This is a genomic window from uncultured Oscillibacter sp., from assembly GCF_910587525.1.
GTDB lineage: Bacteria > Bacillota > Clostridia > Oscillospirales > Oscillospiraceae > Oscillibacter.
The window spans coordinates 1-3050 of record NZ_CAJULS010000200.1 but is presented as its reverse complement, the minus strand read 5'-3'; the positions used below and the strand labels follow the sequence as shown (position 1 = coordinate 3050).

The following is a 3050-nucleotide window of genomic DNA, read 5'->3' as shown; positions in this document are numbered from 1 at the left end:
CCGTGGGCTCGTCGGCCAGAATCAGCAGGGGGTGGTTGATGAGGGCCCGGGCCACAGCGGTGCGCTGTTTCTCGCCGCCGGAGATCTCCGCCGGATACTTGTCCCGGATGTTCGGGATGCCGAAAACCTCGCACAGCTGGTCCGCCCGGTTCTCCACCAGGTCGGAGACCTGCCCGCCGATGATGGCGGGCAGGAGGATATTCTGCCGCACCGTCAGGCCGTCCAGCAGGAGGAAGTCCTGGAAGACGAAACCAAGCTGCTTGTTCCGAACCTCCGCCAGGGCGTCCTCATCCAAGCGGGCCAGCTCGGTTTTGCCCAGGCGGATGCTGCCGGAGTCCGCGGGAATATAGCAGGAGATGCAGTTCAAGAGCGTGGTCTTACCGGAGCCAGAGGGGCCCATGACGGCGACGAACTCCCCCCTTTTCACCTGGAGGGAGATTCCCTTCAGGACCTCGTAGGAGGTCTTTCCCACCTGATAGGATTTACGCAGGTTTTCAACAGTTAACATAACATTCATTCCTTTCTTACAGCATGAGTTGAACGGCGGCGATGACCGCCAGATGGACGGGGTAGAAGGCGTAGAAGAACCACTTTCTCTGGGGCCAGCATAGCGCAAAAAAACGGCCCCCGCAAACGGGGCCGCTCTCTTTGGAGGGTTTGATGTAAAATTTGACGGCAAAGGGTTCTGCCATGTCACATTTGGTTGTTTTACTGTCATATTTGGTTTGGCGAATTACCGCAGGTGTGGTACAATGGTCCCAGAAAACTGCAAGGAGTTGATACGATGCTGCGGATCGGCATCTGTGACGACAGCGCCGACGCCCGGATCGCCCTTCGGTCCGCTTTGGAGCGGGCCCTGGACCGGCGGCGGGGAGCGGGAACGTTCTTCGAGTTCTCCTCCGGCGAGGGGCTTCTCCGGTGGCTGAAGAACCACGCCGGGGAATTGGATATGGTCTTTCTGGACATTGAGATGGGAGAGCTGGACGGTATGGAGACCGCCCGCCGCCTCCGGGAGGCGGACGAGAATCTGCTTCTGGCCTTTGTCTCCGGATACACGGATTACGTGTTCGACGGCTATTCCGTGGGCGCCCTAGGCTATCTGATGAAGCCGCCCAAGCCGGACCAACTGGACAGCGTGCTGGACCGGGCGGCGGAGGCCCGGCTCCGGGAGGGAGACATGGTATTCCTCTGCCGCAGCGGCGAGACACTGTACCGGATTCCCAAAAAATCCATCCTCTATTTTGCCTCCGACCGGAGGCAGGTTTCCTGCGTCTCCACCGCCCGGACCTATACCTTTTACGGCAAGTTGGATGAGGTGGAACGTACCATAGGGGATGGTTTTGTCCGGGTTCACCAGCGGTATCTGGTCCGGGTGGGGGCCGTGGACCGGCTGGAGGGAGGTCAGGTCTTTGTGGGGGAGGAGGTCCTGCCCATCAGCCGGGCCTGCCGCTCCGCCGCTCTAGCCTCCCTGGCCCGGACAGCGCTGGAGGGCTAGGCCATGTCTGTGATAACGGTCTTTTTCCGGACAGCGGAATATCTGCTGCTCACCCTCCAAAATTGGTACTGGTACCTCCTGGTGGTTGTCAGCGGGTTCTTCCTCTCCCGAATTGTTTTTGCGTTCCTGCCGGTAAAGCCTCGGCGGGGCTGGCGGATCGCGCTGGTCCTGTTCCTGGGCTCCGTATCCGCCATGGTCATCTGGCTGGGGGATGCCAATCTGCTGTTCACCCTGCTGATCTTCGTCCCTGTACTCCTGCTGGCCTCCAAGGGAGACCGGGTGGGACGGCTGGCGGTGACAGTCATTTTCTTCTGCCTCATTATGCCTGTCAACGCCATGCTGGATACCTACTACGCCCCCGCCATGGCCTATTTTGATCTGGACAATGTGTACTATTATTCTGAAAAATTTATCCGCGGCGGAAGCTGGGGCCTTCTGTACCTGGGGACCCGGAAGCGCCTGCCGGAACACCCGCCCCAGCTTTCTCCCCGGCTGTGGAAGCTGGTACTGCTCCTGGCCGCCATGCCGTTCAGTTCTCTGCTGGCGGTAGTGCTCCTGCCGCTTCTTCAAACGGATTATCTGTATTCCGACTTTCTTCTCCACGGCCTAATTATGAACCTGGGACTGGCGGTGCTGCCCTTTGTACTTCTGACCTCTCTGGCCCTGCTGTACGCCATCCGGATTCTGGAGGACCATGAGCAGCTGGAGGAGGCGGATAAGCTGGCCTCCCTGCGGGAGAGCTACTACCAGAACCTTCGGCGGGAGGAGCGGCAGGTGCGGACCCTCCGCCATGACCTGCGCAATCATCTGACGGTGGTCCAGGGCCTGCTGGAGCAGGACGAGACCGATGGAGCTGCCCGCTATCTCAGAGAAATAGCGGCGTCTCCCGCCTTAAGCGGGAGACGGGTCCTCTGTGAGAATGAGACGGCCAATATTGTCCTGGCCTCCAAAGCGGAGACCATGGATCAGGCGGGCCTCAAAGGGGAGTTTGCGGTTTCTCTACCCCGGAAGCTGCCCATTGCGGATATGGACCTGTGCGCTCTGCTGGGCAATGCCCTGGACAACGCCATAGAGGCCGCGGTCCAGGCGGAGGACAAACAGATTTCCGTCCGCTGCCGGGTGGAAAAGGGGCTCTTTATGCTGCGGGTAGAGAATGCCATGGACGGGGAAATCCGTCCGGATCTGTCTACCACTAAAGTAGATAAGGCCGCCCACGGCTTTGGCCTTGCCGGCATGCGGGAGATTGCCGAGCGCTGCGGCGGCAGTCTGGAGACCCGGGCAGGGGCGGGGCGCTTTGAGCTGGTGGCCTGTATTCCCCTGAACGGGGGATAGGGAAGAAACGGCCGGCGGAATTCCTCCGCCGGCCCTGGGGCCAGTACAAAAATTTTTTTAAAAAAACACATTTTGGGGGTTGCTTTTTCTGGAAAGCTATGCTAATATATATAAGCTGACAGTGATGAAGTCAGAAGAAATCCATATCCGGGTGTGGCGCAGTTGGTAGCGCGCTTGACTGGGGGTCAAGAGGCCGTGAGTTCAAGTCTCGCCACTCGGACCA

General features: G+C 59.6%; 3 protein-coding genes and 1 tRNA gene. 3 read left to right on the top strand and 1 reads right to left on the bottom strand.

Translation table 11 applies throughout. The features are described 5' to 3' along the window. Window positions 1-508 (bottom strand): ABC transporter ATP-binding protein (locus QZ326_RS12370; protein ID WP_295745716.1); only part of this gene is annotated, 508 nt, incomplete at its 3' end. A 276-nt stretch (window positions 509-784) separates the two neighbouring features. Here QZ326_RS12370 and QZ326_RS12365 point away from each other — a divergent pair. From QZ326_RS12365 to QZ326_RS12355, 3 genes are all read left to right on the top strand, one after another. Further along, on the top strand, window positions 785-1495 hold the full coding sequence (locus QZ326_RS12365; protein ID WP_295745713.1) for a LytTR family DNA-binding domain-containing protein: 711 nt from the start codon (window positions 785-787) through the stop codon (window positions 1493-1495). A gap of 3 nt (window positions 1496-1498) precedes the next feature. After that, window positions 1499-2827 carry a sensor histidine kinase gene (locus tag QZ326_RS12360; RefSeq protein WP_295745710.1) on the top strand — a complete coding sequence of 443 codons (1329 nt, stop codon included), beginning with the start codon at window positions 1499-1501 and terminating at the stop codon, window positions 2825-2827. A 147-nt stretch (window positions 2828-2974) separates the two neighbouring features. Continuing rightward, window positions 2975-3050, top strand: a tRNA-Pro gene (locus QZ326_RS12355).

What these genes read in the sequence shown, in the direction of transcription:
- QZ326_RS12365 (WP_295745713.1), top strand. Translation starts at nt 785, where the DNA reads ATGCTGCGGATCGGCATCTGTGACGACAGCGCCGACGCCCGGATCGCC.
- QZ326_RS12360 (WP_295745710.1), top strand. Translation starts at nt 1,499, where the DNA reads ATGTCTGTGATAACGGTCTTTTTCCGGACAGCGGAATATCTGCTGCTC.